The sequence below is a fragment of the Corynebacterium sp. HMSC069E04 genome, assembly GCF_001813175.1.
Lineage (GTDB): Bacteria > Actinomycetota > Actinomycetes > Mycobacteriales > Mycobacteriaceae > Corynebacterium > Corynebacterium aurimucosum.
Window position 1 is genome coordinate 39,782 of record NZ_KV811627.1, and the last position, 24,714, is coordinate 64,495.

Consider the following 24,714-nt stretch of genomic DNA (forward strand, 5'->3'; position numbering starts at 1 on the left):
GCGCGCGTCGGGGTCCTCTACTAGAATCTCCCCCATGGCTTCTGATGCGACGTATCCCCTGCTTGATTCTGCCGACGCCGAGAAGATGCTCGCCTTCGCGCGAGCCCAGGCGCCGGGGGTTTCTCTCCCCACCGATGAATCCGCCCACATTGATGAGCAGATCAACCGAGTACTCGCAGATGACAGGTTCTTGGGCAGCGTGGAGGACGCCGTCCCCGCCGCCCAGTACCTAGAAGCCCGCGAAACCCTTCGCGTGGCTGCCGGCACCATCGAGAACATCGACGATTCTCTCACCATTGCCTCACTGGGCGCGCTGACCGGACAGCCTGCGCTCGTGGCTACCGGCTATACCCGCGTGGCCCGCGCATGGCTGGATAACAACAACACTGAAGCGGCAGAGAAATTCGCAGCCAAGGCCGCTGCAGCTGGCGACGACACGGCGTTGAATGAAATTGCCGCAGCGCGCACCGCGGCCAGCCAAAAAGACTTCTCTGAATCCGCCCCCACCAGCGCGGAGGTGTCCTCCGGCTCCGCCAGCAACACCTCAAGCACCGACAGCAATGTATCACTGGCCGTGCTCCAAGAGCGCCTAGAATCTGCCAAGAGCGGTGAAGCGAGTGCAGTGAAAGGACACGCTGCTGAATTCGTGGCTATCAACGACGCCGTCACTGGAGGAGATTTCGACGGCGCAGGGGCCACGATGGGTGACATCCTCCGCACCATCCTCGAGTCCGCCGTGGGCGCGCTGTGGGCATCTAATTCTGCCGCCGACTGCGAGCGCGTGGCTACGCAATCTTTCACCATCCTCTCCAACGCACGGGCGGACGAGGAGTACCAGCAGCTCCCCGCAGTGATGCTAGCCCGCTTCTATAGCGATGCTGCACAGCACTCTTCTTCAGACTTAGAGCAGCGCGTGGCCTGCTTTGCCGCTGCTGCCCGCGAGTTCCAACGCTGCGGAGACCTCGATGGCGAGCTCCATGCTTTGCTCAAGACCGTGGCCCTCGATGTTCGCCACAGCGATCCAGAGGAGGCCTATGACATCTTGGCCTCGCGCTACGTGGATTCGCTCAAGCTCCAGAGCCTTCCCGTATCCGCCAAGTGGACCGTCCTGTATTCCGAAAGCCTCCGCTTGCAGGCGCAGGACATGTTTAAATCCACCCAGGTTTTGCTCGATTTCTTGGACCGGCACTCTGTCTCCGAAGCCACGACGCCGTCGGAGCAAAACGCCATGGCGGAGGTCGCCGAACTTTTAGGTGATCGCTACTCTTCCGCCGACGCAACAGACCGCGCGCGCAAGATGTACCACCTTGCGTTCAACCTCTTTGCCAAGGCCAATAATGTGCGCGCTCTCGAGGAGCTGCGCAAGAAGGCCTAAGCCCCGCGGTGCACGGGGCCTAGGCTTGTCACGCTTGGCCGCCGAACCACTGCCGGTTCGCAGGCAGCCACAGCAGCACAATGACCACCGCCGATGCGATGGACGCGGGCATGACCGAACTCGCCGGAATGAGCAGCACCACGATGGCGCTGATAACGGTCAGCGCAATCCGCGCGGACTGCTGCGCGTGCAGCACATAGGTGGTGAGGGCACACACCAAGAGAACCAGTACGGCAAGTAACACGCCGAGCTCAGTGGAGAGCTGGTCCGTGCGGCTTACCGCCGCCGGGCTGTTTTCAAAGGCGATGAGCCGGCAGATGTTGTATACCGCGTAGCTCGTGATGAAGACCTCCAGTACCGCTGCAATCTTCAACGGCCACGGTGCCCATTGCGCCTTCATATCGGCGGCACGGCGGGTCTGACGGACAGAATCGGTGACTGCACCGTAGCGATAGTCCGGTGCGGGCGCGGCAGGCGAGCCTGTCGGCGGGGTTCCTGGGGGTTGTGGGCTACCGAAAGTCATGACACATCCTGCGCAAAGACGCCGCGTTGGCTCAGCAACCAACGAATGGGATCCAGAACGCGGTAGGGCGCAATGCCGCTGCGGGCTAGCTGGCGGCCCGTCGGGGCCTCACCCAACGCGGAGACCACGAAGAAGCTACCGCCGCGCGGAGCTGCCGAATAGATCTTGTTGATGAGGTCATTAGCACCCAAGAAGCGCAACAGCGATTCGGCTTCAAGGTGGACCATCCAGCGGTCCGAATCGCGGAAGTTCCACCCGGTATCCCGGCGGAAAGCGGAGCCGCGGTTGGCCATGAGTTTCTTCCAACGCACGTCATCCACCTGCTCAAGTTTCTGCACCGTGTCGAACTTCGAGATGGTCACGGCCAGTGGCGGCGGGGTATCCGTATCGAGCAGCGCCAGCAGGTTGTCCAGAACCCGCAGGGAATCCGCACCGAGCTCACCAATATTGGGAATCAGACCGTGGATAAAGTCCTGAATTTGCTGCACACGCAGCGGGTCAAAGAGGAAAATCACCAAATCCGCGTGGGAGAAGAAAGCGAGGTTCTCGCGGTCGGCTTCGTTCTCTGGCGGGTTCTCCAAGTCTTCGCCCGCCACGTCGCGGAAGACCAAGTAATTCATGCGCTCGTGTCCCTGTTCATCAGGCCACTTACCGAGCTCAAAAATCAGTGGGTCGCGCTGGTAGGCGTCGGTAGCCACCGCACTTGGCGTGGGGTCCATGGCACGCATCTCCTCAAAGAGCGGCTTCTCATAAACCTCGGCGTAGCGCTCGCGCGTGGATTCATCCGCCGCTTGGACGGAGCGGTTGTGCTTGTGCGCCAGCTGCTTGAGCTGCTTGATCATCACCGCGGTGTAGAGCGACTTACCGGAGTTACGCGCGCCGGCCATCGCCACGCAATGTGTCACGGCGTCGGTCCATCCCTGCGGCAGCTCCCGGTTGGTGTATGGGCTTACCGTCACACCATCCTCGAGCGGTTTAAAGGTCCACGGGCAACGTGCCTGGCTCATTAGTTCCTCTCTTTCAGCATGGCAGTGACGCGGTCAGTCAATTCCGAAAGCTCCGTGTTCGCGCCGGATTCGAGCTGCTTGACGACGTCCCCGTCGATCACCGCGTACGCCACATGAGCCGGGGTTCCGTTGATTCGCGCGAGCTCCAGCTCCTGGCGTCCGATAGCGCTCGTGATGAGCACGACGGTGGGCACCTGGGTTTCCAGCATGGAAGTCACGGGAGAATCGGTGACGTAGATGACCAGCGAGGACGTGGAGGTGAGAGTCGGCAAGCGCCACGGCCGCTGACCTACACGCTCCGCTCCACTATCAATGACGTCCGCGATGAAACGGGTCAGCTCATCCACCTTATGGGTCTCGATGCTGTCCTGCCCATCAGTGGCGCGGAAGTGCCGGAAGGCATCCGAGAGCGCATCGATATATTTGGCGGTCGCCTCGACGATCTTCGGTGTGACATTGATCTGCATGGAGGCGGAACCATCGACGACCACGGTGACATTATCAAGGCCTGCGACATCCAGCTCCGCGCGACGCATCTTGGAGCGCACCTCGCGGGCGGAATCGGTGATTCCGGCGCCTTCGGTCGTGCCGAATGCTTCTAAGTGGTAGCTGCCGGATTCCGGGGTGACCTCGGCGAGGCGTTCGGCGGAGTCCTCGGCGGCGTCGATAAGCACGCGCGGGAACGTCACCGAATCACTCGAGTTGCTCACCGTCAGGCGGACCTCGCTGCGCAGGCCGAAGGTCCCATTCCGCTTCGGGCGCACGACGATGGTGGCGCGCTCGGGCAGGGAGTGCACCATGATGGAGAGGTCGTGGACGCGCACGGCATCAACGCCTTCTCCCAAAATCGCCAGCTCCATGGAGGCGCCGCCGGTTCCCATCTCGAAGGCTTCGACGCGCAGGATGCCGTCTGAGCCGATGCGGCGGGACTCTCCGTCCCGCAGTGTGTATTTAGCCATGACGCTTATTTCCTTCTCTTACCTTCCGTGGAATCCCATGTTTCGACCGTGCTCACCGAGAGCTGCTCCCCGGTGTTGCCATGCTGTGTTCGGTTCAAAATGCGATGGGCCCGGTCGTTGCTGCATGGGAGCTGAGCGCTCCGCCAGCAACTGTGTCGTGCCATCTAGCAACATGGCGACGCGCCCCGTGGCATAGCGCTCGCAATGATCCAGTGCGATGATTCCGGCGAAGTGCGTAGCGGTGAGGTATCCGATGTGCTCGAGCTCGCGGTCCTCCCAGGGCTGCAGGGCATCCTCTGCTAGGAGGTTGAAATCCCGCGGGAAGTAGAAAACCCAGGAGGCAACAATCGCGGACATCAACAGCTTGTCCAACCCCTCACCCAACGAGTTTTTATCGAGGTAGGCCAGCTGGATGGAGCGACCACGGTGGGTATCAAGGTGCTCGATCCACCAGCGCGGATCGAATTCCTTGAGCCTATGCCACTCCTCGGCGCTGAGCCCAGGAACGTTGGCGTTGCCGCCCGACGCCGTTGCCGGCGCGGTGTCTGCACCAGCTGACGGCGCGGCCTCCGCCTTCGTGGCAAAAGGGTTCTCCTGCGCCGTGTTCGGCTCAGGCGCATCGAGGGGATTTGGCGGAGTACCCGCGGGTCCATGACCCGGGAGCGCAAAAGGTGAGGAGTCTGCGATAGGTGCTCCGAAATCAGCTGGGTCCTGACCCCAAGAATCGTCAAAGCTCTGCGCGTCTCGCTGTGCAGGTTCGCTACCCGTTGCAGCGTTCTCCTCTGCTATGGGTGTCGAAACAGTGCGCTGCTCGGCCTGCTCTTGCTGTGGCTCCGGAGCCGCAGACTCAGCTTCTTCCGCGGCATTTTCTGCATAGGAGCTGACGTCTGGCAGGGCCTCATCGAGGGCGAACACGACCGGATTGCCGGGGATCGCCGTCTCCGCGAGACGCTGCTTCTCGCTCGGCGGCACCACGAGCATGGTGGAGGTGCTCAGCGGGAACTCATTGATGGCGGCGGCTTTTTCAAAAGTGGAGAAGCCGAAACCATCCTCCCCCACCTCGCGGGCGGTGGCAGCAATCCACAGCGCTGCCTGGTTATCAGGGGCCACGAGGATGACCAGGCCGTTGCGGGAATTCAACACTGTGGCCATGGCAGAAACCAGCGCACGGTTGAAGCTCGGATTCGGGTTCGGGGCTACCGCCTTGAACGGTGCGGGAAGCTTCTCTGGGTAGCGGAATTCGCCATCCAAAAACTCTTCCAACAACACGTCCGAGTGCAACGGTCCGCGCGCTGAGATCTTTTCCGGAATCTGCACCTTATCCACCTCGTAGATGGAAAAAGGTGCTGGGATGTCAGGAGAAAACAGGACCGTCGCCGGTGCCGGCGGGGTTCCCGTGCGCGAAATCGAGGTGTAGGTAAAGACGTTGCCGCCGCGGCCGGTCGCATCCAGGCCCGCGGGGACGGATACCATGGTGACCCACTTTTCCGCCTCAGGGGTGAGCGCAAAGACCGCTGTACGGCGAACCAGTTCCGCGCGCTGCTGGGCAGAGGGGAAATCCGGGATCGTCGTGCCGTTGTTGAGAGAGGTCGGCACGAAGGACACGAGCTCAGCCAACTCTTCTTGGGTGATATCACCGGCCTTCTGGCCTACACCCCAGCCACCGGCGCGGCCATTGGCACGGGAAAATGATGCATAGCTAAAGGCGCCGCCCATAACTACTGGCCTCCTTGAAAGTACTGATCCTGCGAATAATCCTGCCCGTAGTTCTGCTGGTCGTAGTTCTGCTGCTCATACTGCGCCTCATAGTTCGGAGCCTGATTCTGCACGGGTGGGTACAGCCCCAGTCGGTAGGACACATCGCCTTCTACCACCACAGCTTTATCTGATGCGCTCAGCGTCGAGGAAGCATCGCTGTAGCTTTCCGAGAAACCACTGAAGGCATCATCACCACCGAAGCTGTCGAACGAGGTATCAACCTGGCTATCAAAGCCCTCGACGGCGAACAGGCGGATGAAGCCGCCGCGCTGAATGCGCTCGCCTAATGCCACCGTGAAATCTGGGTGCTGCCCGCGCATCGGGCCCAAGCCATGAGCCACGTGCGTGGTGCTCTGCAGATTGGTCTCCACAATGCCGAGCGCCTCGCCGTCTTCGGGGAAAAGCGGCAGGCGGTCAGCTCGGTAGACCACCTGGCAGGAGAACTGGCGCTTATCGCCGTTGCCCAAGCTCCAGAGGAACACCCTGGCTTGGCCTTGGGAGGAATCGACCTCAAAGTCATAGGTCACTGGGCGCAGACCTTCGTACTGGATCACGCGCTCATTGCCCTCGGTGCGCTTGCCTGCGAAGACCGCATAAGGCTTCAGCCGCACGGTATCACCGTGCTGATCGAGGTGCAGGCGGATGCCTCCCTGGAGGTCGTAGTCCTCTTCGCGGATCTGATCGTGCTCGCGGTTGGTGGAGTACTCCACCGCCGTTGCACCCTTCGGCCAATCGAAGGTAATGAGCTGGCTGTCCACGCGCTCAATGAGCCGGAACTGGTCATCCTCAATGGACTGCACGCGCTGCAGCACCTTGGATTCACCTACCCAGGCATCAGCATCGTTGAAGTTCACTGGGGTGATGTAAACCTCGTACCAATCTGGCGGCCACGGCACCGTGGTGGTTTGGAAGGAGCCCGGTTCGGACACACCGCGGGTCTCACTGATAGCACTCGACAGTGCGCTTTCGACGTAGGTCTTCGGCACTGCGGACGTGCGCAGGTCCGCCTGCGGGGCGGTGGGCGTGAGATAAATCTTTACCTCGCCGGTCTTGGGCGAGTACCAATCCACCTCGATGGTGTCCTGTCCGTATTCGCTGCGGCGCTCGCAACGGGAGAGCTCCAGCTTCTCCAGCTCGCTGGCGAGCTTCACGGAGCGCTGGACTGCGACTTCGTCTTGGCTTTGCTCAGTAGCGCCGTGGAACTCCGCCTGGCCCAGCAAGGAGATGACGACGGTCTGTCCGGTCTCTTGCACCGGAATAGTCGCCTTGCGCCCGCTGCTGTCCACGTCTTGTTCGAAGCGCGGGGACAGCTTTTCCTTCTCGCTATCGCGGCAGGCATAAACCATGGCGCTCGAGTGCCCCGGCAGCAGGTCCCAAGACACCTGAATGGCGCCCTTGATGGTGGACACCTGAACGTTCACCGGCGGGAAGACCACGCCCGTGTCTCCCATGAATACCGGCTGGCTGTTGACAAGCTCACGAAGGTCGCGGCCCTTATAAGCCCATACCGCGTAGTGGCGCAAGCCTGTCTCGCCCGGCTCGTGTTCACGGTAGGCGGTTCCCTTCGTGTAGACGAGGGTGTCACCGGCATCCGGGGACGCCACCATCTCTGCGTCATCGGCGACGACTCGGTAGAACACCACCTCATCCGGCGCGTGCTCGAGCTCCGGCCACCACAGGCGCACCGGATGGCGCTGATCGGAATCCTCCGGCTCCGGTTCTGGCTCTATGCCGTAGCCAGGCTCTTCTTGAGATTCCTGCTCCAGCGCCGCCTCTTGCGGCACCTCGACTTCAAACTCGATGCCGGGGGCTTCCCAGTTCGGGTCCTGGCGAAACTGGTACTCCGCCTTAATCCCGAAACCAGGGATGGTGATGTAGTCCTCTTCGTTAACCTGAGTCTTTTGCTCTTCCTCTGCCTGCAGTGCCTCCCACTCGGCGAAGAAATCGTGCGGCTGTGCCGCTGCTTGCGCCGGTTGGGGTTGAGCCGCGGAACCTGTCTGCGCTACACCGGCGGCTGCAGCGGCACGCTGTGCTTGCTCGCGTTGGCGGGCCTGCGCTTCAGCCTGTGCGGCGCGCTCGCGTTCTGCGCGCTCCTGTGCCGCGCGTTCTTGCGCGGCACGTTCTTGCGCTGCCCTCTCTTGTGCCGCGCGCTCCTGCGCAGCACGTTCCTGGTCCACCGCAGCATTGCGCGCCTGCGCGCTCAGCTCCGGGTGCTCGACCGCTTCGCCGTTATACGCGGCGGCAATCTGCTCGGCGAACTGCCTAAACGGCGCTGATACAGCTGCACGCACATCATCGGCGTTTACGCGCTTGAGCTGGTGCAGGGACTTAAGCTCACTCAGCGGCACATCCGCAATCGAAGGTTTCTGATTGTGTGTCATCAACGTTCCTTAAGAAGGTCTCGTCAGAAAGTTTCGTCGAGGTCTGAGAGGTCCGGCGCTTCCGGCCGGCCAAACGACGGCTGCGCAGTCGGGCTTTCGCTATTGCTCTGCCCCGGCGACTTGAAGCCCATGTGGTCCATGTCATCCAGATCATCCAAGGAGAAGTCCGAGGAATCCTTAAAGGACGGAGCACCAGACGCCGCATCCGGGATCAGGTACTTGAAATCAGTGATCCTTCCGTACTGCACCACGGTCACAGAACGTGAGAGCTGACTGGTCAGTGCGGTCTGGCTGTCCACCTCCACGATGCGGGTGCGCGAGCCGTCGATTTCGGTATATCCTTCAGCGCCGCCCGCATTGGTCAGCGCATTGGGGCTAAAGGCCTGAAGAGCACCCTTTTCCTGGTTCATGCCGTCGAGGAACTCGGCGGTGCTCTGAACGCGGCTGCCGCCTTCCTCGCGGAAGGTCACGCGACTGAGGTATTGCTGCAAGCTGCGGGCCATGCGTGGATCCGTAATGACCTTCTGCCATTCCTGTTGCTTGAGGTCGCGGTCCTGCATATAAGGGTGGTCAAGGCTGCGCGATAGGTTATCTAACGCAGTGCTGGAGCCGAGGCCAGCCATGCCCCACATCTCATTGAGCGCCACGGCCGAGTGGCCAGTGCGGTTGCGCTCAAAGGTGTCATTCATGTCATCGAGGAGGGACTTGAGCGAGCGGTGTGCCCACTCCGTCTGGAAAATGTGGGAGCGGATTTCATCCGTCATGCGCACGGCATCATCGCGGTTGAGCACGGCCTGAGCAATGCGAGCGTTCTCCGGAAGGCCCGACTGCGGCGTCCGCAGGTGATCGCTCGACGTCTCCTTGCGCCCAAAGGGCGCGTAGATAGCGCGGCCCAGCAATGCCGACCAGCTCAGGAACTGGTTATAGGCATTAGAGATACGCGAGATTTCGGCCGAGGCCGTCGCCAGATTCTGCGCGGCGATCTCTTGGTTGCGGTTCAACAGCTTGCGGCGCTGCACGTAGTCAAAGATCTCACGCTGAGCCTTGGTAAAGACCGCCCAAGAACACACAAGGAAAAGAAGAACAGCCAGGATGATGCCCACGACGTACCACGGCCAGTCGAACCACTGCAGGTACTCACCCAACGGCAAGTCCGGGTTGTAGCGGCCGGCCACCATGTAGGTCATCAGAGCAAGCACTACGAAGAACACAATCCACATCGTGCGCAGCTTTCGGGTCAGCGCTTTGTTCTCCGCGTTGAAGTCACGCGCTTGGAAGCTGTTGGCCAACTCTTGCAGTTCACGTGCCTTGGCGTGTGCGTCGCGGTACTTCTGCTGGGCGTGCCCCAGCTTCTCCCACAGGCCCTGGCCCACCTTCCACGCGAAGGTGGTGCTGTTCTTTGCTCGCCACGAAGCAAACTCGTGCTTCTTGCGGCTGACAGCTTCATTGCGGGTCTGCTGGCTGGTGTACTCAATATCGGCGGCGAAGCGCTCGGCACCCACCGGATCGAAAGGCGCGACGGTTGCTTGGGACTCGTGCGTATAGCCCAGAGTGCTGGTCATGAGCGGATGGAAGCCCTCGAAAGAAGCGCTGACATCCTGCACGGACTGGCCACCGTATTGCACGATGTACATGTTGCCCTGGTTATTGCGCAGTCCCTTGGTGTCGATGCTGTCGCGCCAGGATCCATCGACAAGCCCCAGCGCATAATCGTGATAGGCCTCCCACGTGCGCGAGAGTTGCGGCTCCTGGCCCAAGGAGAACTGCTGCTCGCGGGCAACTCGCATGGTGTGCTCACTGGCTTGGCGCAGCTCGTCGACGCTCGTCGCACCGCTGCCCTTACCGGAGTGCCCGGCCAAGACGACCTCCACGCTGGAGTCCGCACCGTAGAGCATCTTCTGCAGGAAGGTAGCCGCGTTCTTGTTCATTGCACCGCGCTGGCCCTCGACCCAATCCTGCGGCTTGCCCACCACGGTGGACCAGTACAAACGCAGGTTATCCTTCAACGCCGCCCAGCCGCTGACTTTGTGGGACTGCAGCTCCTCATAAGCGGTCGGAGCGCTCACCAACGGGGAAATCTCCTGGTTGATGAACATCTGGGCGCACTGATCCGTCAGCTGCTCCGGATTGGCGTAGTGCACGGCGCGAGAAATGTTATTGACCTGCGGCTGCGGTAGGCGCTGGCCGGGATCGAAGACGGCCTTCCTGACCTTGTCCTCAATATCACCGGCATCGATGGTGCGGTGGAAGGCACGCACCAAACGGAAGCGCTGCCGGTCACCGGTCTCGATGACGCGATGCGTATCCGGGTCCAGCACTGCCGGCTCGGGCATGCCGCGCCACAAACCGAAGATGCTGGCTACGGCTGGGGCTGCAAACTGTGCAAGCTCGAAACCGTTGGCAGTGCGCTTGATGGGGCGAATACGCGAGGAGGCCGGGGTTCCACCCTCCTCTGGGGAGAGCACGAGGTTACTCCAGCCCTGCAGCGGAGCGATGTCCACGCTCTCACGCGGCAGGGCGGAGAGCAGCAAACGCACGCGCAGGTTGGAGGCTTGAATCAGGCGCTGATCGACGGCCCCGACCCACTCCGTGAGCTTGGCGACGTCCTGCGGCTGTGCCGCATCCATCGGGTCAATGGTGGCGAGGAGGACGTCCCCGCTGAAGCTGCGGAGGGCATCGTCGAGCGTCGACAAGCGCGCCGTGCCCTCCTCCGTGAAGGAGCGCACAACGGCCCCGTTGGTGGGGTGGGCATAGTCAATCCAGAGGAAGTCCTGCAGGAGGCCAACCGCACGCAAATCGCTAAGGCGCGAGCGGATATCATCCGCCGTGGCGCCGTGTCCGAAAAAGATTACGTTCGTCATTAGAAGGTGTCATCCAGGTCGTTGAGGTTGAATTCCGGTGCGACGTCCTGGCCAAAGCCGGAATCGGAGCTACGCACCTGCGGGGCAGGCTGGGCGACGGGATTCTCCGCCACAGTCTTGGCCTGGTTCAGGTAATTGCGGATAACCGGAACTACCTCGATGACGTCCAGCGCCAAGTCACGGTAGTACGGCGTATGCGATGCGACCTCGCGGGAGCGTACCTCCGCAAAGGGCTTTTCCTTCCGTCCCTGTCCCGGCAAGGAATTGGTGTGGCCCGGCACGAAGTGGTCCGCACCGCGGGTGAACTTATCCAGCTCCTCCACGAAGGATTCGTAGCGGTCCTGGATGGAGGTACCCATGACTCCGCGGTTCGGAGCTTCACCGGATGCCAAGAACTGCGCGAGGCGGTGAACCACCGGGTGCGTGGATGCACCGGAATGGGCGAAGTCCAGGCCGTCGTCGAAAAGCCCGCGCAACAGCTGGTATGGGTAGAGCGAGGAAGCGAATCCGTAGCGCCCGGTTTCCTGCACCTTCGCGTAGGCGATGAAGATGGACTCCAGAACCGAAGGCATCCAGTCGGACTTCTTGATCATGCGGCGCGGCGAGATAAGCAGCGGATCCGGGAAATCAACCCAGCCGTTCACGCCACCATCCGTGTCATCGAAAATGTGGGCTGCCGCATTGGCTGCATCGGCGTTGGAAATGTAGACGCGGCCGGTAATGCGTCCGATGATCCAGCCCGCCACCATGGCCTGACGCTCCGTCTTCGTCAGCGGCAGGGCTGCCGGCAGCGGACGGGTGCGGCGCTCCGACCACCAGGAACCATCGAAATTGTCCTGCTTCTCGATGTCCTTGGCGATGTAGTTGAACATCGAAGAGAAGACGATCGGCGAGTAGTTGGGGTAGGAACCGAAGATCTCGATGTGCTGAACGTGATCCGACATGTTTAGCGAGTTGCGCAGAGCCACCGTGGAAGGCCCGTCAATCTCCGGGCGGCTGAGCACCGACTCCAGCTGGGAGGCAATGCCAGTTTCTGCGGAGCCAAGCTCCGCAAATGGGATATCAGAGAAGGAGTAGGTGTACTGCACGGACTTGCCGTGGATGCGCTGAACCATGTCGTCGTTAACAGCAGCCAACGGGCGGGCATAGCTCAGGGCCAGCTGGAAAGCCTCGATGAAGCGGCGCTGGCGCTCAGCGTGCTCGACCTCGTTGATGTCCGGGGTAAGAGTGAGGTAGCGGCGCAGATCCACCGAGTTGAACTTCTGGAACTCATAATCACGGCGGTTAATCCACTGGCGCGAGCGCTCCAGCAGATCAGTCGGGCGGATCTTAGCGTGGTAGTGCGCGCGCTGCGATTCGCGGGACTCACCACTTTGCGGATGGCGCGAGAGGTACTTGGACACCCAACCAGCACGGTTGGAGTAGGCATCGTTGGTACGCTTCTGCGGGGCCAGGGTGTCATTCGGCGCCTGGGCCGCATCGAGCGACTCCCATTCACCGCGGATGACCGCACGCACCGCAAAGGGATAAGCCTGCTCGTAGTTGGTGACATCCGAGGTGGACTGCTGGCCCTGGATGGTACGCAGCATCTGGTCCCGGTAGTCTGAGATGAAGGTGTTGACATCAGTCAGCATGATCTCGTTCTCGGCACCCTTGAAGCGGGTTTCCACGACCTCATCGAGCTCTGTTGGCCACGAGTTGACCTCGTCTGTGCGGACGTCGGCCAACTTGTTGGTCTCCGGGCGCTTTGACACGGCCTTCTCCAACACCGCGTGGGCATCCCCCAGCTCGCGCTTAAGGTGGAAGAGGTTCTCATCGGCATAGTCCTGCAGGACATCCTTGAGCAGGTGCGCAATGGCCATAAGGGCGTAGCTGTAGAACTGGTTGAAGTACAGACCCATCAGAGCATTAACCGTAGGAGTCGGGTCCGTCATCTGGCCCTTGCCAGTCAGCGGGCTGAGGATTGGATCCGCGCCTTCCGGCTTCGCCAACACGCGGGTGTTCTGGTAGTAGCCAGAGTACTCAGACAGGCACGGCAGGAGACGGTCAGAGTTGGTGAGCACATCCGTGATCTTGGAGAGCATCTCGCGCACATAGGGCACGCCCACCGCAGCCAGCTCCGACTCCACGGTGGCGAGGACACCATCGCTGAAGAAGTTGGCGTAGCGGTAAACAATGTCATACGCAGCATTGTTCAGAACCGATGCGATGGCCTGCTCATTGCGGGGATCGGCCATGTTGCCCTCAAACTCTTCGCGCCATTCGTTGACGTTGCGGCCCTGGCCCACCGGAATGAAGTTCTGCAGGTGCTTCGCGGCGCTGTCCGCGGCTTGCTGGGCTTGGCCACCGAACACACTGTTGAGCCAGTTCCAGACGCTACCGCTATCGATCTGTCCGCCCTGTGCCCAGGAAGGATCAAGCGTCATAGAGCTAAAGGCGCTAGGCAGGCGCTCCTCCAACTTCTTCGCAATCTGCATCTCGCCGGCCTCGGGGTTCTGCGGATCGAGGTGGCCGTTGAAGAGGCGCTCGAAGGCGCTGCGGGCAAGGCGCTGGGAAGAGTATTCGGCAAAGCGGTCACGGCCCATCGAAACCTGGGCATAACCCAGCGAACCCCAGGGCAGGCGCCCCCACGGCGTGCCGTCCGGGCGATCCCAACCGAAGAAACGGCGGCCGCCATCACCGGCCGGGGTGTTAGTCAGCGCGTAGGACACGAGGTTATCGCTGGCCTTGGTGGAAGCCATCAGCCCCGCCAACGCGCGGCCCAAGCCGCGGTAGATGGACATGGCGGAACCATCGCCGAAGCGAGCGCTGGTGGTGCCCATCTTGGAACCAATGGGGAAAATACGGCCGAAGGTCTGCCCCTCCGGCGGGGTTCCCATGTCGAAGGCCTCAAAGATAGCGCGGTCGTGATCATACGCATTACCCATCTGTGCGGCGACAACCTCACCGAACATAGCCAGCGAGTTCGGCCACGCGCCGGCCATGTCATCCGCCTTGTTATCGGCGAAGATTTCCGGGGTGTACATGAAGATGAGGGTGCCCTGCGGGTTCACGTTCGGAATAGTGGTGAGTACACGGCACACATCCAAGAACATCGAGGCGCCCGCGCCACCTGCCATGGAGGAGACAACGAGGACAACCGGCTGGGAATCACCGGTATCGGTGTCCAGCTTGGTCTGCTTGTAGTTGAGGCGGTTGAGCTCCTGGATTGCCTCCTGCGTGAACATCTCATCCACCGCTTCCTTGAGCGACTGGCGGATCTTCTTGAGATTCGGCAGGGTCAGCATACGGCCAATCGCGCGGTACTGGCCGGCGCCATCAGCCAGCTTCACGTCATTGGTAGAGGGGTTGCGGGTGGCCCACGTTGCGATCTCACCGAGCTTGCCGGCACGGCCCAGGATGCTGGACACGCCCTCATCGAAGGTGTTGTAGTTCTGGCGAGCACCAATGCCCACGTAGTGGCCGCCATTCTGGGTAACATTCGGCAGCTTCTGCGGGCCTGCCTCCTCCTCGAGCGGCACATCGATGTTGACGAACTGCCAGGCCTTGGGCAACTCGGTCATGTCCGGGTCGATGCTTCGCAGCTCGGCCTTGAGCTGGTCCATCATGAACGCCAGTGTCTTGGCGCCGGAGCCACCGCAACCGACGACGAGGAACTTCTTCATCTTTAACTACCTTTCGAAGGGGAGGTTCGCTTCTGTGCTGTTTATGTCTGTTGTGTGCTGCTCTGCCGGCTTAACCCTGGGAGCCAAATCCCGGGGCTGGGGGCCAGCCGCCGTTATTACCAGGGTTACCAGGATTGTCTGGGCGCTGCTGGCCTGGTTGGCCAAAGCTCGGGCCGCCGCCGAAACCAGATCCACCACCAAAGTGTGGTGCTCCGCCGAAGCCGGGGCGTCCCGGCTCTTCAGCGCGACCTGGCTGGTTCTGAGGTGACGGTCCGGAAGGCTGGGACTGGCCGAAACCGCCAGGTTGCGGCGCCTGCTGGCGCCCACCCGGGTGGGGAGCGCCCTGCTGCGGTCCACGTTGCGGCGGCGGACCGCTCGGCGGCTGGGAGACGGGCTGGTTCTGCTGGACCGGCTGCCCCGGTTGGCCTGCCTGCGGCGGCGTCTGTGCCTTCTCAGCCTTTTCGGCTGGGAATTCGACTTGGTCAAAGAGTTGCAGGGCCTGGCGGCTGATCTCCTTCGACATCTCGTCGTATGCGCTGGCCTGTGCCAACGTATCGATGGTCATGACAATCTCGCCAGAATCGCGGTCCTTCTTGTTACCGATGAAGAACCACGTGTTCTGCACCGCAAGCGGCAACACTGCCCGGCAACCGGACTTCTTGCCCTTGCCGGAGATAGTGCCATCGCGCTGGACCTCCACGTGGGCGGCAGTGAAGGGGCTCAGTCCCATCTTTACCTTGGCATCATTGCTGCCCAAGCGGGCAGAACGTGCAGAGGCTTCCACCGGAACGGCACCTTGGAACTCATCCTTGGACACCGCAAACGGGCGGCCGGTGTCGGTACGCACGAGGTTCGCACCATCACGGCGTACCGGGATGGTCTTCGTAAACATGCGGGGCTTTTCCGGAATGCGGCCGCTAAACCACTTCATGAAGTACAGAATGGCCAGCGGAATCAGCAGTGCCAGCAGTACCGCCAAGACAAAGGAGAGGCCGAAAGCAGACTTGCTCAGTGGTGCGGTCATGGAGCCCTGCAACGTCAGCGGCAGCTCCATCTGCTGGTTGTCCTCAGCAGACTGCAGGTTAATGACCGGCTCCACGCGCAGTGGTCCATCCGCCATCTCTTCCACGCTGAGAGTCACCGGGATGGTTGCCTTCTCATCCTTGGAGAGCTCGAGTGCAGAATCTTCCGAGTTGTGCTGAGAACTCACTGCAACGGAAGGAACTCCCGCGGGAAGCATTCCGCCATCAGAATCCATGGTCTGGTCTGCCACCCACACCTTGCCGGGGCCGGTCACGGGAACGTCGACGGTAATCTCTTTCTCCGTCATGGTAATTGTCTGCGCCGAGCCCACCGTCGGCATATTGACCGGGGTAACCGTCAGCGGCGTTTCCGCGTTGATGGGGTCCAGCTTCGAGCCCGGGCGCTCACCCGTTTCTTTGGTGGTGATCTCCACGCGGGTTCGCAACTGACCGGATGCCGCGTTTTCCACCTTGTCTAGCGGAATATCTACCTGCTGTCCATCGGTGATCGGCGCATTCTCTACAAGGGTGACCGGGGTGCCGTCCTCTGGTACGAACTCCGCGTAGAGGGTTCCCTCACCCTCCAGCGCACGTGGCTCGCCCTTGCCATCAACCAACTGTCCCTTCAGGATCTGGTCCGAGTTAATGCCGCCTTCTACCTTGGCCCCGTCTTCGGTCTTGAGGTCCAGGTTAAGGCCCGGCACCATAACGACGGAAGCAAGGTATTCGCCGTCCGTACCCTCAGCCGCCTTGTAACCAAAGGTCCATGCTCCGGCCCAGGAATCGCCATCCTTTTCCATAGCGATATCAACCATGCCCGGCAGCTTGTTGTTCTCCGTCACGGAGACCTTCGCGCCGGCGACGCTCGTGGTATCGGGTGTGAGCTCCACCGTTTCGCCATCGGGACCAGTCAGGGTCGGTATGAGGTCGCCTTCACCCACCGAATTCTTCGGCACCGCGGACAAACGCACAGGGGACACGGAGTTATCAAGGACGAAATCAAACTGGTCCTTGAAGTTACCTTCCTTGGTTACGCCACCCGAGGTAGGGATGAGGTTACGGAAGGCCGCGAACAGCGCTGCTGGGTCCTCACCCGCGTCAAAGAATGCACCGTTCGGGGCACCCTGGCCACAGTCTTCACCCTCCGCCATGCGGGTGAGCTGGCGGACTTGATCCTGGGCTTCCGCAGCTGGCACGAGGCCCACGTTAAAGAGGCGGATATTGGAGTTACGGAACGCGGTGACAGAGGAATTGACCTCACACAGCTTGTCCTGCGCGCCCTGAAGATCGTTGGCCTCGGCGTCGGTGTAGTACTTACCATCGGTAAAGAACACGATGCCGCGGCAGCTACTACCTTGATGAGAAGCGAGTTCCTTCAACGCGCCTTTGTAGGCCGCGCCATAGTTGGTCTCTAGATCCGCAACGCGATCCTCCTTGCGGAACTTATCCAGTTCGCCCTGCAGGGCATCAGCGTTACCGGAGACATTGGTCCACCCGCCATACTCGGCAGGATCGCTGTAATAGTCGGATCCGAAGCCAGCGAGTTTCACGTTAATGTCTGCGCCGTTGTCTTCCCCGAGGTGGGCCAACTGCTTCACGATGTCCGCCGTGGCATCAACGCGGAAGGCATCGGCATCCGTCGGCTGCGAGCCCTCATAGCCCACCAAGGACGCTGATTGGTCAAGAACAAAGAGCAGGTCCGCAGACTTCTCGCTGGCAATACAGGAGCCAAAATCGGAGAGGTTCTTTTGTGAGACTTCTGAGAGCGCAGATTCGGAGCCGATTCCCTCAGGGCGCTCTTCCGGAGGCGGCGGAGCATCCTGCGCCACCGCTCCCAGGCTGCCACCGAACCCAGTGATGGCCATCGCAGCGGATAAAGCAAGTACTCGTGTGAACTTCTTCATTAGGCGCCAACCGCCTTTCCTACGTAGAAGGCGATTTCCACCGCAGCGACAATGACAAGGACAAAACTTCCGCCCATGATGATGCGGTAAAGCAAAGTTTGCGTGGTGTCCTCAACATAAAACGTCTCGGCTTGGCGCTGCGTGTTCTTCAGCGTGTACAGGCCCAAGAGGATAAAGGACACGATTCCGGCCAGCAGCCATCCACCGATAGCCAGGACAAAGAACAGAGTCTGCGTCGGCGAAGCAATAAGCGGCGCAATGACCAAGAGGATCAGTGCGATAACTGCGGAAACGCCAGCAGCAATGAGCAGCGGCCACGGCCCCTTCGTCGGACTCGTCGGTGCTGCCACCTGACGGCGATAATCCGGTGCAGGCGAGGACTCACCAAAACCATCAGACGAGCCCGGCGCACCAAAAGAGCCACCTGCCCCTGAACTAGGGTTAGCCCCCGCAGGGCTTCCCGGGGCAGAGCCGAAACCGGAGCCCCGACCAAAATCAGTACCGGAGGAAGGCTTCTGCGCTGGGGTCTGGGCAGGATTCTGTGCTGGATTCGGGGCACCAAAACCACCGGGACCCCCAGCCCCACCGGGCGCGCCGAACCCGGAACCTGCACCTGGCTGATCAGCCCCTTGCGGCGGGCGCCCGCCAAACTGTGGCGACGAGCCTGGGGAACCAAACGTCATATCGATGACCTTCCCTTAAACGAAGTTGGGCCACCGGCGAACCTGGTACCTTCCCCATCTAGCGACGCAGAAGGTAGAAGATCCGCCGGAAAGCTCTAAGGACCAGAAACCAAGGTAGCCGCACCCCCTGACATGACGTGTCTTTCTCTGGCCTCGAAATTCGAACGCGCCCGAATCTCTTCGAGCGCGCGCCATGCACACAATAGACAGGAAACGTTCAGGGAATACGAAAACGTTGCAAGCAAAAGAATGCCATACTGCGTGCATTATTTCTGCCCAGTTCATAGATCTTTATGGGCACAGCACCAAGAGCGCACCCCCGAAACAGCCAGTTCCGCTGCAGGTTCTCAGGAAACAGCCGGGTGAGGGAGCACTCCCCATTTCTGCTTCCCCCAGTTTCGTGGAAAAATGCTGTTCCATGACAACTCAATCGGCAACCGCAACCACCACAAACGGTGGCGAGAGCATCCGATTCATCCCGGTACATTCCACTTTGTACCCGTGGCTGGTCGCGGTGTTCGTCGTTACCTTCCTCATTTCGAACATCAACGCCACGAAGGGTGTCCAGCTCGGCCCGCTCATCACCGATGGCGCCTTCTTCCTCTTCCCCATCGCCTATATCGTGGGCGATGTTCTCTCTGAGTGCTATGGCTTCAAGTCCACCCGCCGCGCCGTGTATATCGGTTTTGCCATGGCGCTTCTGGCCGCAGTTTCCTTCTATATTGCGATCTGGCTGCCCGCGGCTGATTTCTACGAAGGTCAGGAAGCCTTCGCCGCCACGCTGGGCCTGGTTCCGCAGATCCTGCTGGCTTCCCTGGTCGGCTACGTCGTAGGCCAGCTGCTCAATTCCTTCACCTTGGTCAAGATGAAGGCCCGCTCAGGCGAGAAGGGTCTCATCGCCCGTCTTGTGGCTTCCACCGTCGTCGGCGAATTCGGCGATACCCTGCTGTTCTGCGCCATCGCCGCACCCGTCATCGGTATCGATTCCTTCAGCGGCTTCCTGAACTACGTCATCGTGGGATTCCTGTGGAAGACCGCCTGCGAGGTGATCATGCTTCCACTGACCACCCTGGTTATCTCCTGGGTCAAGCGCCGCGAGGACTACGTGCCTATCGACGAGGCCGACGCCCCTACAGCAGCGCCGTCTAAGTAGCAGCGACCCGTCCCGATCTTTCACCCCCTTAGCACGCACTGTGCTGAGGGGGTCTATTTCTCTCTTCCTTTCACCCATCATGCGTAATACGATGCATTCACAGTGACAAAGGAGAATAAATGGCTGCAGAGGATTCCGGCGAGCGCTTTAACCTCGATGAGGTCTTAAAGGACATCTACGATGCATAAGCATCTTCGAGCTTCCTTCCTCCCTATCCTTGGCCTAGCCACAGCCTTAAGTCTTGTGGCGTGCTCGGCGGGGACGGAAGAAGACCCGTCGCCTGAAACGACGAGCCACGCGGCACCGGAAACGACGGCGGTGAGCAGTGAGGCGTCGCCAAGCACAGCACCCAGCACCACCCCTACCCCGCCGCCGCTCAATGAGGGCCCGGCACCCGCACTGACCGGAACGTTTGAGATGGACGGCCCAGCCACCATCACGGGCGCGACCTATGATTCAATGCCCTTCGTCGTGCCCCTCAACCCCGCCGGACCGCAAGAAACCATGGTGCGCTGGGTGCAAGACTGGGGTGAGTCACCCGCCACGGCAGAACAGGGCACCACCTACGTCTTGGGCCATGCCTGGGGCCAACAGCAACTGGTGTTCAACCCTTTCTCCGAGGTGGTCACTGCCAACGTTGATCTGAGCAACCCCACCACCGTGGAGGGCCTCGACGGGCCGCAGGTGCAGCGCTTTACGACGCCCATCCTCAACGGCTCCCACATCCGCATGACCTCCGAGGGCGGTGCCGGGCGCGAGTGGATCGTGGATAACGCCTTCCTGGTTGATAAGGAGCAGCTGGGCAGCGACGCCGACCTCATGAATACCGAGGTCCCCGGGCGTATCGTGCTCATTGCGTGTGCGGTGGACGGCACATCAGACTTGGAGTACAACGTCATCGTCACCGGTCACTTGGCGTAATAGCGCCCCAGGAATTCATCGCGATAAGCCTCGTAATAGCCGCCGTCGATGGACTCCCGAATGTTATCTACCAGGCGGATCATGAACTCCAGGTTGTGGATAGTGCACAGCGTGCCAGCCAAGAATTCCTTGGCTTTGAGCAGGTGGTGGAGGTAGGCGCGGGAGTAATTCTCCGACACATAGCCGCCGAATTCCTCATCCACACCAGCAAAGTCGCGCTTGAAGCGCGCATTAGTGAGGTTCATGCGGCCATCAAGGGTGTAGACGCCACCGCGGCGCGCCAGGCGGGTCGGCGCCACGCAGTCGAAAGTATCGGCACCAGCCTCAACGGCGGTAAAGATGTCATCCGGTTCAGAGATACCCAGCAGGTGCCGGGGCTTATCGACGGGCAACTCATCGCATACCCAGCCCACAATCGTGCCCAGGTTCTCCTTCTCCAATGCGCCACCGATGCCGAAGCCACCGAATCCGCGACGGCCATTCGCTTCGGCGCGATCGGAGAGCTCCACCAGCCCGCGCGCGGCCTGACGGCGCAGGTCCTCATACTGCGCGCCCTGCACCACGCCCCACAGGGATTGGCGCGGTTTCTGCGGGCCGCGGGCGAGCGTCAACCGGTCGTGCTCATCCAGGCAGCGCTGCGCCCAGCGGCGCGTGCGCTCGACGGATTCCTCCTGGTAGGTGCGGGTATCCACGAGCGTGGTGAGCTCATCGAAGGCAAACACAATGTCCGCGCCCAAGCCATGCTGGATCTGCATGGAGACCTCTGGGGTGAAGCGGTGTGTGGAGCCGTCGATGATGGATTTAAAATCCACGCCATCCTCATCGACCTGCGCCATACGCTCCTTCTTGGCCGCACGGATATCGGAGTCCGTTAGGTCCGCCACGTCCATGGCGAGGACCTTTTTGAAACCCACGCCGAGGGACATGACCTGGAATCCGCCTGAGTCGGTATACGTCGGCCCATGCCAATTCTCGAAGGCAGCCACGCCACCGGCCTCGTCCACGATGTCGTGGCCCGGCTGCAGGTAGAGGTGATAGGCATTGGACAAGATAGCCTGGGCTCCGGTCAAGCGAATCTGCTCCGGGGTCAGCGTCTTCACCGTGGCCTTGGTGGCCACCGGGATGAAGGCCGGGGTCTGGATATCACCGTGCGGGGTATGGATAACACCGGTGCGGCCGTGCTTTCCCGGTTGTGCTGGACCGCTTAAATCCAGCTCCTTCTTCACGTCGAAGGAAAGGTCGGTCTCAAGCTGCGGCTTAGGGTGAGTCATAGGGAACTATTCTACGGGCTGCGCTGCCTTATCCTCTGCTTCACGGGATGCTGCCGCGTGTTTGCGCTCCCATTCTTCTTCCAACGCCGTGCCCTCGATGTCGAGCTGTGGGATCAGCTTGTCCAGCCACTTCGGCATCCACCAGGTGGTGTGCCCCATGAGGAACATGGTGGCGGGGACAAGCGACATGCGGACTAGGAAGGCGTCGAAAAGCACGCCCGCCGCCAGCGCGAAGCCGAAGATCTGGATGAAGGGCAGCGGCTGGCTGATAAAGGCCACGAAGACGGAAATCATGATGATGGCCGCGGCGGTGACCACGCGGGCACCGGCGGTAAAGCCGGCGATGGTGGCCTCATCATTGGCGTTGTACTTGCTGTACTTGCCACCGCTGCCCTGCGGGTAGCGGGAGAAGTGCTCACGCATGCGGGTGACCAGGAAGACCTGATAGTCCATGGCTAGGCCGAAGGTCACGCCGATGAGGAAGATGGGCATGAAGGAAATCAGCGGGCCCGGCGCGGGCACCAGGCCGGTGAGACCGTCCTGCCACACCAGCACGGTCAGGCCAAAGGCGCCGCCGACGGAAAGCAGGAAGCCTAAGCCCGCCACCAGCGGGACCAAGATGGAGCGGAATACCGCCAAGAGCAGGAAGATAGCCAGGCCCACCACGATGGCGAGGTATGGCCCCATGGCCCCTTCAAGGCGCTCGGTGATATCGAGCTGCACCGCAGTCAGGCCTGTCATGCCGATCTCGGCACCGGTGGCATCCTCCAGCTCCGCACTAGCGGTGCGCAAGGCGGAGGCGGTGCCAACCGTGGCCTCATCCGTCGGCGCGGTAGTGGGACTGACCATGATCTGCGCTGCCTTCATATCCTTGCTCACGCCCACCAACTGGGCGTGCTTGACCCCGCCGACCTGGTTCAGGCGCTGCACGGAATACATAAAGGAAGAAAGAGCGGCCTTCTTCTGCTCATCCTCTTCGCCCTCCTGGCCCTGGATATAGGGCTGCAAAGCCGCGGAATCCGGGTTGGCGTTAGCGCCATCCACGATCACTAAGAAGGGGCCGTTGATGCCGGGGCCGAAGCCCTCGGACAGCAGGTCCGCCGCCTTGCGCTGGGTGGTATCCGGATTAGACGTGGTATCCGCCGGAAGCGCCAGCTCCATGTGCAGAACCGGAGCGGTCAAAGCACCGAGGCCGAGCACCACCAAGGCCATGACGACACCGGGGACACGCTGCACCGTGCGCACCCAACGGTTACCCATCGTTGGCTTCGTGCGGCGCGGTCGGCGCTTCGTCGGATTTCCGGCCACGCCGGGGATGCGCCCGGCGAAGGCCTTATCACCGAGCAGGCCCAGCATCGCGGGCACCAAGGTCAGCGCCACAAGCACGGCCATGAAGACCGTGCCCGCAGCCGCCAGGCCCATCGCCGTCAAGAAACTAATGCGTGCCACCAGTAGGGCGAAGAGCGCGATGAAGACCGTCGCACCGGCAAAGACCACCGAGGAACCCGCCGTACCAACGGCCATGCCGGCGGCATCCGGCCCGTCCATGCGGGAGCGCTCCTGCCGGTAACGCGACATGATGAACAGCGCATAATCGATGCCCACGGCCAGGCCAATCATGACGGCCAGCACCGGGGTGAGGTTGTTGAGCTCCATCCAGTGGGTCGCGATCATGACGCCCATCGCACCGAGCCCCACCCCCACAACCGCGGAGATAAGCGGCATGCCCGCGGAAGCCAAGGAACCGAAGGTAATGATGAGGACGATAAACGCCACGGCCAGGCCGATGACCTCAGAAATCGAGTTGACCTGGATTTCATCACCGAAGCCTGCGCCGCCGGCCTCTACCTCCAAGCCCACCGCACGGCCGATATCCATGGCCTCATGGACCACGTCTTTATCCGCGGGGTCCACCGAATAGGGGCTCTCCGCGTCAAAATCGAAGGTGGTATAAGCAATGGTCTCATCGGCATTGACCATGGCCAGGTTGTCGGCATCCGCCCGTGCGGTCTCCTCCGGCAAGCCCATGGAGGTGAACTGCTCGATGACCTGCTGCTGCAGTGCTGGCGATACGTCGAGCGGGTTACCCCAGCGCTGCTGGCTGCCCTCCGGGATATCCAAGCCTTCTGCAATGTGGTGCACCACGTCCTCGACCGCTTCTTTATTCTGCGGGTCACTGAGCTTCTGCCCTTCCGGGGCCTTGAAGACGAGGTTGACCGACGGCGCATTGGCCGGGTTACCGTTCTCCGGGAAGAGCTCCACCGCGCGGCGGGTGGCATCAATAGCGGGCGTGCCGCTGATGGAGTACTCCGTGGTCATCGGCTTCATCAAGCTCAAGGTCGCTCCGCCCGCGGCCGCCACGATGAAGATCCAGGCAATGATGACCTTCCATCGGTTGATGTAAGACCAGCGGCCTAGGTGGTAGAGCAGCTTTGCCACGGAAATTCCCCTTCACATGCGCGATTATTGCTCGCGGAAGCTTTGGTGGTGGACACGAATGTGCACCAGTTTAACCAGTTGGGCTGTGAAGCCCTAACGGTCTCGTAAGAGTTCAACGACCCCTCCAGAGTGTGGCCAGCGCTACAATACGGAATTACTGAAATACTCTAGGAGCACCACCATGTCTACTTTCGTCATTGTCGCCGTCGCGGCCATCCTTCTCATCGCCATCCCAGCGGGCATGATGAGCCGGCGGATTCACAAGCGCACTGAAGACCACGACCCCGAGGCACGCCAAGCCGCGCTGGATTTCCAAAGAGATGTTGATAGAGGGCGAGCTGGCTTCTAAAACACAAAAGACCGGCACCCCAGAGCTAAGAACTGGAGTGCCGGATGTGGCGGTGGCGGCGGGATTTGAACCCGCGGTTGGGGGTTACCCAACAATCGCTTTCGAGGCGATCACCTTCGGCCGCTCGGACACGCCACCGCGTTCCAGATTACGTCGAGTAGCCCCGAGCGACAAAATCGCTGCCCACGCCAGGCGGCGGGACAGCGATTCAGCTACTTAAGGCTAGGAATTAGTCCTTGAGGTTTCCGATGACCTCGTTGGCCTTGTCCTTGACGCCCTCAACGGCGTCGGAAGCCTTCTGCTTGGCCTCGGAGGTGACCTGGTCGGCCTTGCCCTCGTTCTCCAGCTTCTCGTTGTCGCTTACGTTGCCAGCGGCTTCCTTAGCCTTGCCAACAAACTCGTCCTTCTTGTTCTCGAAATCACCCATGGTTTTCTCCTTACTC

General features: G+C 61.2%; 16 protein-coding genes and 1 tRNA gene. 4 read left to right on the forward strand and 13 right to left on the reverse strand.

The genetic code is table 11. The features are described from left to right. Window positions 1-34: 34 nt before the first annotated feature. Window positions 35-1,375 carry a hypothetical protein gene (locus HMPREF2896_RS01150; RefSeq protein ID WP_070717031.1) on the forward strand — a complete coding sequence of 447 codons (1,341 nt, stop codon included), beginning with the start codon at window positions 35-37 and terminating at the stop codon, window positions 1,373-1,375. Window positions 1,376-1,403: 28 nt separating this feature from the next. Here the strand turns inward: HMPREF2896_RS01150 and HMPREF2896_RS01155 are convergent, their stop codons facing one another. The 9 genes from HMPREF2896_RS01155 to HMPREF2896_RS13020 form a co-directional block, all read right to left on the reverse strand. Beyond that, a complete protein-coding gene (locus HMPREF2896_RS01155; RefSeq protein WP_010188427.1) occupies window positions 1,404-1,898 on the reverse strand; it encodes a hypothetical protein in 495 nt (164 codons plus the stop codon). Next, window positions 1,895-2,905 (reverse strand): TRAFAC clade GTPase domain-containing protein, encoded by a 1,011-nt coding sequence (locus HMPREF2896_RS01160; protein WP_010188426.1) that lies wholly within the window; start codon window positions 2,903-2,905, stop codon window positions 1,895-1,897. Before HMPREF2896_RS01160 ends, HMPREF2896_RS01155 begins: the two co-directional genes overlap by 4 nt. After that, on the reverse strand, window positions 2,905-3,864 hold the full coding sequence (locus tag HMPREF2896_RS01165) for a hypothetical protein (RefSeq protein ID WP_010188425.1): 960 nt from the start codon (window positions 3,862-3,864) through the stop codon (window positions 2,905-2,907). The genes HMPREF2896_RS01160 and HMPREF2896_RS01165 overlap by 1 nt, the downstream gene beginning before the upstream one ends. Window positions 3,865-3,882: 18 nt before the next feature. Beyond that, window positions 3,883-5,580: a GAP1-N2 domain-containing protein gene (locus tag HMPREF2896_RS01170; protein WP_070524552.1), complete on the reverse strand. Its 1,698-nt coding sequence runs from the start codon at window positions 5,578-5,580 to the stop codon at window positions 3,883-3,885. Window positions 5,581-5,582: 2 nt separating this feature from the next. Next, window positions 5,583-8,003: a SaeA-related protein gene (locus HMPREF2896_RS01175; protein ID WP_070717034.1), complete on the reverse strand. Its 2,421-nt coding sequence runs from the start codon at window positions 8,001-8,003 to the stop codon at window positions 5,583-5,585. A gap of 23 nt (window positions 8,004-8,026) precedes the next feature. Beyond that, the gene (locus tag HMPREF2896_RS01180; RefSeq protein WP_070717038.1) at window positions 8,027-10,864 is read right to left on the reverse strand and encodes an AAA family ATPase; all 2,838 of its coding nucleotides are present in this window, start codon (window positions 10,862-10,864) and stop codon (window positions 8,027-8,029) included. Continuing rightward, on the reverse strand, window positions 10,864-14,529 hold the full coding sequence (locus tag HMPREF2896_RS01185) for a tubulin-like doman-containing protein (RefSeq protein ID WP_070444263.1): 3,666 nt from the start codon (window positions 14,527-14,529) through the stop codon (window positions 10,864-10,866). The genes HMPREF2896_RS01180 and HMPREF2896_RS01185 overlap by 1 nt, the downstream gene beginning before the upstream one ends. A 70-nt stretch (window positions 14,530-14,599) precedes the next feature. Continuing rightward, on the reverse strand, window positions 14,600-17,455 hold the full coding sequence (locus tag HMPREF2896_RS01190) for a vWA domain-containing protein (RefSeq protein WP_070717039.1): 2,856 nt from the start codon (window positions 17,453-17,455) through the stop codon (window positions 14,600-14,602). Beyond that, window positions 17,455-18,138 (reverse strand): PMP-22/EMP/MP20 family protein, encoded by a 684-nt coding sequence (locus tag HMPREF2896_RS13020; RefSeq protein WP_012714759.1) that lies wholly within the window; start codon window positions 18,136-18,138, stop codon window positions 17,455-17,457. The genes HMPREF2896_RS01190 and HMPREF2896_RS13020 overlap by 1 nt, the downstream gene beginning before the upstream one ends. 418 nt (window positions 18,139-18,556) lie before the next feature. Between HMPREF2896_RS13020 and HMPREF2896_RS01200 the strand changes: the two genes are divergently transcribed. Next, a complete protein-coding gene (locus HMPREF2896_RS01200) occupies window positions 18,557-19,291 on the forward strand; it encodes a queuosine precursor transporter (RefSeq protein ID WP_010188418.1) in 735 nt (244 codons plus the stop codon). A 180-nt stretch (window positions 19,292-19,471) separates the two neighbouring features. Next, complete coding sequence (locus HMPREF2896_RS01205; protein ID WP_070717043.1) at window positions 19,472-20,212, forward strand: sortase family protein; 741 nt, start codon at window positions 19,472-19,474, stop codon at window positions 20,210-20,212. Here HMPREF2896_RS01205 and tgt read toward each other — a convergent pair. Further along, window positions 20,200-21,483, reverse strand: coding sequence for a tRNA guanosine(34) transglycosylase Tgt (gene tgt, locus HMPREF2896_RS01210; protein ID WP_070717045.1), 1,284 nt, complete (start codon window positions 21,481-21,483; stop codon window positions 20,200-20,202). The genes HMPREF2896_RS01205 and tgt overlap by 13 nt on opposite strands. Window positions 21,484-21,489: 6 nt before the next feature. Then, a complete protein-coding gene (locus HMPREF2896_RS01215) occupies window positions 21,490-23,922 on the reverse strand; it encodes an MMPL family transporter (protein ID WP_070717046.1) in 2,433 nt (810 codons plus the stop codon). A 181-nt stretch (window positions 23,923-24,103) separates the two neighbouring features. Here HMPREF2896_RS01215 and HMPREF2896_RS12765 point away from each other — a divergent pair, with 181 nt between their 5' ends. Then, on the forward strand, window positions 24,104-24,271 hold the full coding sequence (locus tag HMPREF2896_RS12765) for a hypothetical protein (protein WP_010188407.1): 168 nt from the start codon (window positions 24,104-24,106) through the stop codon (window positions 24,269-24,271). A gap of 47 nt (window positions 24,272-24,318) precedes the next feature. Here the strand turns inward: HMPREF2896_RS12765 and HMPREF2896_RS01220 are convergent. Together HMPREF2896_RS01220 and HMPREF2896_RS01225 are read right to left on the reverse strand one after the other, a co-directional pair. Next, window positions 24,319-24,409 (reverse strand) — tRNA-Ser (locus HMPREF2896_RS01220). A 91-nt stretch (window positions 24,410-24,500) separates the two neighbouring features. Further along, the gene (locus tag HMPREF2896_RS01225; protein ID WP_010188406.1) at window positions 24,501-24,698 is read right to left on the reverse strand and encodes a CsbD family protein; all 198 of its coding nucleotides are present in this window, start codon (window positions 24,696-24,698) and stop codon (window positions 24,501-24,503) included. Window positions 24,699-24,714: the final 16 nt, after the last annotated feature.

What these genes read in the sequence shown, in the direction of transcription:
- HMPREF2896_RS01150 (WP_070717031.1), top strand. Translation starts at nt 35, where the DNA reads ATGGCTTCTGATGCGACGTATCCCCTGCTTGATTCTGCCGACGCCGAG.
- HMPREF2896_RS12765 (WP_010188407.1), top strand. Translation starts at nt 24,104, where the DNA reads ATGTCTACTTTCGTCATTGTCGCCGTCGCGGCCATCCTTCTCATCGCC.
- HMPREF2896_RS01225 (WP_010188406.1), bottom strand. Translation starts at nt 24,698, where the DNA reads ATGGGTGATTTCGAGAACAAGAAGGACGAGTTTGTTGGCAAGGCTAAG.
- HMPREF2896_RS13020 (WP_012714759.1), bottom strand. Translation starts at nt 18,138, where the DNA reads ATGACGTTTGGTTCCCCAGGCTCGTCGCCACAGTTTGGCGGGCGCCCG.
- HMPREF2896_RS01190 (WP_070717039.1), bottom strand. Translation starts at nt 17,455, where the DNA reads ATGAAGAAGTTCACACGAGTACTTGCTTTATCCGCTGCGATGGCCATC.
- HMPREF2896_RS01170 (WP_070524552.1), bottom strand. Translation starts at nt 5,580, where the DNA reads ATGGGCGGCGCCTTTAGCTATGCATCATTTTCCCGTGCCAATGGCCGC.
- tgt (WP_070717045.1), bottom strand. Translation starts at nt 21,483, where the DNA reads ATGACTCACCCTAAGCCGCAGCTTGAGACCGACCTTTCCTTCGACGTG.
- HMPREF2896_RS01180 (WP_070717038.1), bottom strand. Translation starts at nt 10,864, where the DNA reads ATGACGAACGTAATCTTTTTCGGACACGGCGCCACGGCGGATGATATC.
- HMPREF2896_RS01175 (WP_070717034.1), bottom strand. Translation starts at nt 8,003, where the DNA reads ATGACACACAATCAGAAACCTTCGATTGCGGATGTGCCGCTGAGTGAG.
- HMPREF2896_RS01160 (WP_010188426.1), bottom strand. Translation starts at nt 2,905, where the DNA reads ATGAGCCAGGCACGTTGCCCGTGGACCTTTAAACCGCTCGAGGATGGT.
- HMPREF2896_RS01155 (WP_010188427.1), bottom strand. Translation starts at nt 1,898, where the DNA reads ATGACTTTCGGTAGCCCACAACCCCCAGGAACCCCGCCGACAGGCTCG.
- HMPREF2896_RS01185 (WP_070444263.1), bottom strand. Translation starts at nt 14,529, where the DNA reads ATGAAGAAGTTCCTCGTCGTCGGTTGCGGTGGCTCCGGCGCCAAGACA.
- HMPREF2896_RS01200 (WP_010188418.1), top strand. Translation starts at nt 18,557, where the DNA reads ATGACAACTCAATCGGCAACCGCAACCACCACAAACGGTGGCGAGAGC.
- HMPREF2896_RS01205 (WP_070717043.1), top strand. Translation starts at nt 19,472, where the DNA reads ATGCATAAGCATCTTCGAGCTTCCTTCCTCCCTATCCTTGGCCTAGCC.
- HMPREF2896_RS01165 (WP_010188425.1), bottom strand. Translation starts at nt 3,864, where the DNA reads ATGGCTAAATACACACTGCGGGACGGAGAGTCCCGCCGCATCGGCTCA.